The organism is Streptomyces sp. NPDC057137 (assembly GCF_042670825.1).
GTDB lineage: Bacteria > Actinomycetota > Actinomycetes > Streptomycetales > Streptomycetaceae > Streptomyces.
This window is the reverse complement of record NZ_JBHUUW010000054.1, coordinates 48,273-55,419: the sequence shown is the minus strand read 5'-3', so window position 1 is coordinate 55,419 and position 7,147 is coordinate 48,273. Positions and strand designations below refer to the sequence as shown.

At 67.2% G+C, this 7,147-nt stretch carries 3 protein-coding genes and 1 pseudogene; all 4 read right to left on the bottom strand.

Annotated elements, in window-relative coordinates; genetic code table 11:
- Positions 1-401: 401 nt before the first annotated feature.
- Positions 402-3,914 (bottom strand): annotated as a pseudogene (gene dnaE, locus ACFT9I_RS31015) (DNA polymerase III subunit alpha); the annotation flags it as partial.
- 15 nt (positions 3,915-3,929) lie between these two features.
- Positions 3,930-4,514: a TetR/AcrR family transcriptional regulator gene (locus ACFT9I_RS31010; RefSeq protein ID WP_382569721.1), complete on the bottom strand. Its 585-nt coding sequence runs from the start codon at positions 4,512-4,514 to the stop codon at positions 3,930-3,932.
- A gap of 97 nt (positions 4,515-4,611) precedes the next feature.
- Positions 4,612-5,559 carry a GNAT family N-acetyltransferase gene (locus tag ACFT9I_RS31005; protein ID WP_382569720.1) on the bottom strand — a complete coding sequence of 316 codons (948 nt, stop codon included), beginning with the start codon at positions 5,557-5,559 and terminating at the stop codon, positions 4,612-4,614.
- A 129-nt stretch (positions 5,560-5,688) separates the two neighbouring features.
- Positions 5,689-6,942: a cytochrome P450 gene (locus tag ACFT9I_RS31000; protein ID WP_382569718.1), complete on the bottom strand. Its 1,254-nt coding sequence runs from the start codon at positions 6,940-6,942 to the stop codon at positions 5,689-5,691.
- Positions 6,943-7,147 lie beyond the last annotated feature (205 nt).

The window sequence follows — 7,147 nt, the reverse complement described above, 5'->3', positions numbered from 1 at the left end:
GGGAGGCATGGCGGAGCCATGCCGACCGACGACAACGCGGCGAGGCGCGGTGCCAGGGACCGCGAGCCCGGCAAGATCGACAAGACACCCCCTAGAGCGCGGCCCTTCTCGACTCAACACAGCCCGGCGAGTTGAAGGCGACCTCGAACCGCCCGTCCCGTTGCACCAAGGCGTCCGCGCTGGAGTCGGGTGCCCGATCGCCGCCACCAGCGCGGTGACGCGTTCGGCGCGACCGATCTTCTCCCGCGCGGAGAAGTCGGCGAGGCGGTCGGCGTCGGACAGTTTCATGCCCTCGGGCCGAACCTGATCGAGCTCCTTGATGTAGCCGGCCCGCGATCTCCCGGCGCCGGTCCACCGACCTGTTCGGGAGAGGGAGATCTCCGTGTCACCACGACCGCCGCCTTCAGGTCGGCCCAGAACTCGGGGGTGACGGCGACCCCGTAGCCCAGCCGGTAGACAGTGGTCGTGGCCCGCCGCCGTACGCGCAGCCGTACCTCCGTCGGGCCCGGGTGCGCCTTCAGGATCTCCTTCAGCTGGCGGACCGACTCGGGCGTGACGTGCGCCTCGTGCATGTCGAGCCGCACGGGCGCGTACGCGCCGACGTCGCTCAGGTCGGGGACCCGCATCTCCATCGCGACAAGGCGCGGGACGTCCTCGCGCTTGTCGAGCCGTCCCTTGACGAAGACGACGGTGTCCTCGACCAGTTGGGTGGCCACCAGTTGGTACGTCGCCGGGAAGAACATGCAGTCGATGGACCCGGCCAGATCCTCGACCGTCGCGATGGCCCACGCGTTGCCCTGCTTGGTCATCTTCCGCTGCAGGCCGGAGATGATGCCGCCGATCGTGACTACCGCGCCGTCCACGTGCTCACCACCGGTGAGCTGCGAGATCGCCGCGTCCGACCTTTCGGCGAGGACATGCTCGATACCGAGGAGCGGATGGTCGGAGACGTACAGACCGAGCATTTCCCGTTCCTGCGCGAGCAGATACGACTTGTCCCACTCCACGTCGGAGAATTCCACGTCGAGACCGAGACCAGGGCCAGGACCAGGCCCGACGGCCGCTGAGGCGGGATCGACGCCGAAGAGGTCGAACTGCCCCTCCGCTTCCTTGCGCTTGATCTGCACGACGTTGTCGATCATCGGCTCGTGATGGGCGGCCAGCCCTTTCCGCGTATGCCCCATCTCGTCGAACGCGCCCGCCTTGATGAGGGATTCAACGGTCCGCTTGTTGCAGACGACCGCCTCGACCTTGTCGAGGAAGTCGGGAAACGTGGCGTACTTCCCCTTCGTCTTGCGCGAGCGGATGATCGAATCGACCACGTTCGTGCCGACGTTCCGGACCGCCGTCAGTCCGAAGAGAATCACGTCGTCGCCCTGCGCGGCGAAGTTCGCCACCGACTCGTTCACATTCGGCGGCAGCACCTTGATGCCCATCCGGCGGCACTCGTTGAGATAGACCGCCGACTTGTCCTTGTCGTCCCGTACGGACGTGAGAAGCGCGGCCATGTATTCGGCGGGGTGGTTCGCCTTGAGGTACGCCGTCCAGTACGACACCAGCGCGTAGGCCGCCGCGTGCGCCTTGTTGTACGCGTATCCGGCGAACGGCACCAGTACGTCCCACACCGCCTGCACCGCCTCGTCCGAATACCCGCGTTCCCGGCAGCCGTCGCGGAACGGGGCGAACTCCTTGTCCAGGACCTCTTTCTTCTTCTTGCCCATGGCCCGGCGCAAGAGGTCGGCCTGGCCCAGGGTGTAACCGGCCAGCACCTGTGCGGCTTTCTGGACCTGTTCCTGATAGACGACCAGTCCGTAGGTGATCCCGAGTACGTCCTTGAGCGGCTGCGCCAACTCCGGGTGGATCGGGGTGATCTCCTGCTGCCCGTTCTTGCGGAGCGCGTAGTTCGTGTGCGAGTTCATGCCCATCGGGCCCGGCCGGTAGAGCGCGGTGACGGCGGTGATGTCCTCGAAATGGTCGGGCTTCATCAGTCTCAGCAGCGAGCGCATCGCGTTCCCGTCGAACTGGAAGACACCGAGCGTGTCACCCCGGCCGAGGAGTTCGAAGGTTTTCCGGTCGTCGAGCGGCAGTGCCAGAAGCTCCAGGTCGATGCCTTTGTTGGCGCCCACCATTTTGACGGCGTCGTCCATGATGGTCAGATTTCGCAGACCCAGGAAGTCCATCTTCAGCAGGCCGAGCGACTCGCACTGCGGATAGTCCCACTGCGTGATCGTGACACCGTCGCTGTGCCTGACCCAGACCGGCACATGGTCGGTGATCGTCTCGCTGGACATGATCACGCCCGCCGCGTGCACACCCATCTGCCGCACCAGACCCTCGACACCCTTTGCCGTGTCGATGACCTTCTTGACGTCCGGCTCGTTCTCGTACATCCCCCGGATCTCGCCCGCCTCGTCGTAGCGCGGATGCGTCGGATCGGTGATGCCGGAAAGCTCGATGCCTTTCCCGCCGACATCGGCGGGCATCGCCTTCGTGAGCCGGTCACCCATCGCGTACGGATAACCCAGCACACGCGCCGAGTCCTTGATGGCGTTCTTCGCCTTGATCTTGCCGTACGTCCCGATCATGGCGACCTTGTCGGCGCCGTACTTCTCGGTCACATAGCGGATCACCTCCACCCGCCTGCGCTCGTCGAAGTCGATGTCGACATCCGGCATCGACACACGCTCGGGATTGAGGAACCGCTCGAAGATCAGGCCGTGTTCGATCGGGTCGAGGTCGGTGATGCCCATCGCGTACGAGACCAGCGACCCGGCCGCGGAGCCCCGCCCCGGGCCGACCGCGATGCCGTTGTTCTTGGCCCACATGATGAAGTCCGCGACGACCAGGAAGTACCCCGGGAACCCCATCTCGATGATGATGCCCATCTCGTACTCGGCCTGCCGCTGATACTGCTCGCGCACACCGCCCGGAAAGCGGGCGCGGAGTCCGCGGGCGACTTCCTCGCGGAACCAGGTGACCTCGGTGAAGCCGTCGGGGATGTCGAACTTCGGCATCAGGTTCCGCTCCTGGAACCAGCCCTCCGTGTCGATCTGCTGCGCCACCAGAAGCGTGTTCGCACACCCCTCCTGCCACGCGTCCGACGAATCGACCGCATACATCTCATCCGTCGACTTCAGGTAATAACCCGTCCCGTCGAACCGGAACCGGTCCGGATCCGACAGATTCTTACCCGTCTGAATACATAGCAACGCATCATGCGCCGTCGCCTCGTTCGCGTACGTGTAATGCGAGTCGTTCGTCACCAGCGGCGGAATCCCCAGCTTCTTCCCCACCTCCAGCAAACCGTCCCGCACCCGGCGCTCGATCTCGATACCGTGATCCATCAACTCCAGGAAATACCGGTCCTTGCCAAAAATGTCCTGGTAGTCCGAAGCCGCCTGCACCGCCTCGTCGAACTGCCCGAGCCTGAGCCGCGTCTGCAACTCACCCGACGGACACCCCGTCGACGCGATCAGACCCTCCGACCACTTCGCGATCGTCTCCCGGTCCATCCGCGGCCACTTCGTCAGCCACCCCTCCGCATACGCGTCCGACGACAACCGGAACAGATTGTGCAACCCCGTCTTGTCGGCCGCCCAGATCGTCTTGTGGGTGTAACCACCCGAACCGGAAACATCGTCACGCTTCTGATGCGGCTGCCCCCACTGCACCTTCCGCTTGTTCCGCCGCGACTCCGGCGCCACATACGCCTCGATACCGATGATCGGCGTCACATCCGCCTTCTTCGCCTGATGGAAGAAGTCGTACGCACCATGAAGATTCCCATGGTCCGTCATCGCGATATGAGACATCCCCATCTCATTGCACGCCTTGAACATGTCCCCCAACCGCGCCGCACCGTCCAGCAGCGAGTACTGAGTGTGGACATGCAGATGCGTGAACGGCCGCCGCATTCCTACCTGATCCGTTCAGGCGTCGGCGTCGGCGTCGAGGCTGCGGGCGATGGCCCGCAGACCGGCGGCGATCTCGCCTGCCGACGGCGCGTGTTCGGGGTCGATGAGCCACTGCTGTGTCAGGCCGGCGACCAGCGCCATGTGCACCGATCCGACGGCGCGGGCGGTCGCGGCGTCGGGCGATCCCTCCTCGCCGCCGATGTCGTGCAGATCGGCGGCGAGTTGGGGGCGGGCACGTTCGAAGGCCTCGGCGATCTGCTGCCGGACCTCGGGGAATCGCTCGGCCTGCACGTGCGCCTCGGTCGCGGCGACGAGCAGGGGCCGGTCGGTGACCTGGGACTCGATGACGCGGGCCCACATGGCTTCCAGCCGGGCCCCGACCGTCGCCTCCGGCGAGGACTCCTGGACCTTGGCGCCCCATTCGTGGATCGACTCCAGCATGGCGGCGTTGAGCAGCGCCTCCTTGGAGCCGTAGTGGTAGTTGATCGTGCCGAGCGGCGCGTTGGCGGCGGCGGCGATGTCGCGCGAGGTCGTATGCGCGTAGCCACGCTCCTCCAGGCAGCGCCTGGCCCCGGCCATCAGCTTTTCGCGGTGTCCCATGGCGACACCGTACCTCAGGTTTGAACATCCGTTCAGAACGTCGGTTCAGAACATTCGTTCAACGACCGCGCGGACGCCGCTGTTCTCCGGATCCGCCCTACGGCGTGGTCCTGATGAGCGGCACGTCCCGCGACAACTGCCGGAAACCGACGCCGTAGTACAGCCCGCGCGCCTGCGGGTGCCCCGGCGCGCCCAGGCATGCGACCGTCATGTGCGTGGCCCCGGCCGCCCGGGCCAGACGCATCCCGTGCAGCAGCATCGCCCTCGCCAGCCCCAGGCGCCGGTAGTCCGGATGCGTCCCGACCGGCTCGAACTCGGCGGTCCTGTTCGCCTCGTCGAGCCACATGATCGTCGAGGAGGCCATCGTCCCGTCCGGCGCCTCCACCAGGACGTGCAGGTCGCCGCGGTACGCCGCCGTCCGCCGGACGCCCTCGTAGCTCTCGGCCGTGTACGACGTGGGCGCCCACGCGTCCAGATGGGCCTGGACCGCGGCCTCCGGCCCGGCCTCGTCGGCGGTGCGGAAACGGAATCCGTCCGGCAGTACCGGCTGTTCCAGGTCGGTGAGGTCCCGCTCGTTGAGCTGGGTCCAGGAACCGGTGTCGCCGAGCGAGGCCGGGTCGGGCTCATAGCCGTGCGCCGCCCATCGCTTGAGGGCGAACTCGTCGGCGGCGCTCGCCATCACCGTGCGCTCGATGCCCGGCGCCGTACCGTCGTACCAGTCGATCACCTCGTCGACCAGCCCCGCGTGGGCGGGATGGACCTGATATGCAAGATAGGCGCCGGTGACGTCCTTCACCGACCCGTCGCTCCGCCGCACCCGGTGCGGAAGTTGGGCCCAGCCCCACGCCACCAGCTCCCCGCCGGCGAACCACAGCCGACGCGTCCAGCTCGCGCCGTCGCCGGCGTGCCCCTTGCCCCAGTTCCAGGCCAGCTCGCCGAACGCCGCGTCGCTGTTCACCAGGTCGGGGCGGGTGGCGGTGACACGCTGCGCCAGACCCTGCATGAGCTGCATGTCGGCGGCGGTCACACGCTCGAAGTTCGTCATGCCGCGTCACGGTGCCAGGAGCGTGTGAAGCCGTCGAACCGTTTTGTGAAGACACGGCCCGGCCTCGCCGTTTCGGTTGCCCGTCGGCACCGACGGGCAGTACTCGCTTCGCTGCGAGCGGCCCGCGCCTCAGCGTGGTTGTACGCCGAGGGTGAGATCTCCCGGAAGCAGCGTGGTGCGCACGTTCGGGAGTTCATCCATGCGCTGCACGGTGAAGCGGAACCGTGACGCCAGGGCCGACACGATCGTCGACAGTTCCAGGTCGGCCAGTGCCTTGCCCACGCACCAGCGGCTGCCGATTCCGTACGGCAGATACTCCCCGGCCGACGGTTTCAGGGAAGCCCAGCGGTGCGGGCGGAACTCCAGCGGGTCCTGGAACACCGGTGCGGTGCGATGCACGACGTACGGCGAGATCATGACCGCCGCTCCGGCAGGAATGATCCAGTCGCCGCACGTCTGTTCGCCGTTCGCGGTGCGCAGGATCAGCCAGTTGGGCGGCCACAGGCGCAGCGACTCCGCGATCGTCCCGCGCAGGATCTCCGGCGTTCCGTCCCCGCCGCTTTCGGTGGCCGCGGAGGCGCACTCGTCCGCGATGCCGGGATGGCGGGCCAGCGCGACCAGGGCCCAGGTGACGGCCGCGGCGGGGACCCGGTAGGACGCGAGCCCGTTGGACACCAACATGCGCACCGTGGCCTCGGAGTCGAGTCCGGCCGCGGCGAGCGATTCGACGAGACCGCCTTCGCCCGGAGCGTCCATCGCCCGCCGCAGCTCCTGTTCGAGCGTTTTCTGGGCGGTGACCGACCGGCGATAGCGGGGCAGGAAGCGGCGCACCGCCGGAGGGAAGTGGAACGGGCTGCTGATGAGCGGCGTGAGTGAGTTCAGCAGGTCGCCGGTCCGCTGCGGAGCCGCCCCCATGTCCCGGGTGCCGAAGCAGAACCGGGCGAATGAACGGGCTGACAACTGTTCGAGTTCGCGGACGGGGTCGGTGACCGAGGAGCGGGTCCGCCAGTCGGCGCAGAGCTGGTCGATCTCCTCCGTCAGCCAGGCCCGGTGAGCGTCCAGTGCCTGGGGTGACATGCCCTTCTGCGTGGCGCGGCGCCCCCGCATCCATGCCTCGGTTCCCGGATCGCCACGCACACCGCTGACCTCGTCCCGCCGGATGTTGCTCGTAACCAGGAAGTCGGTATTGGTGCGGCTCAGTACCTCGTGGACGGCGGCCGGGTCATTGACGAGCACGGTGCCTTCGGTGAGTTCGACCACCGGACCGTGCCGTTCGACCGACGACAGCAGATGGCCGAGGCGATCGTTCTCGTAGTGCTCCATCAGCCCGGCCTGGGTGGCACCCGTCCGGACCGGGGATCGCGGCACGGTCTGTTCGGTCAACGTAACGCCCCCGGGGATGAGGACGGCCCAGCCCCGACACGCGGGGCCGGGCCGTCATGGAGCCGGCCTCATGAAGCTGGACTGGTTACGGGATCCACGGGTAGGCCCCGGCGGCCCCCTTGGTCGTGAAGCCGAGCTTGCCCGCGACCTTGTACAGAATGCGCTTGGCCATGGTGCACTCCTCTCACATCTGGAGAACGTCGAC

Coding starts and splice junctions, on each gene's coding strand:
- ACFT9I_RS31005 (WP_382569720.1), bottom strand. CDS start 5,559: ATGACGAACTTCGAGCGTGTGACCGCCGCCGACATGCAGCTCATGCAG.
- ACFT9I_RS31010 (WP_382569721.1), bottom strand. CDS start 4,514: ATGGGACACCGCGAAAAGCTGATGGCCGGGGCCAGGCGCTGCCTGGAG.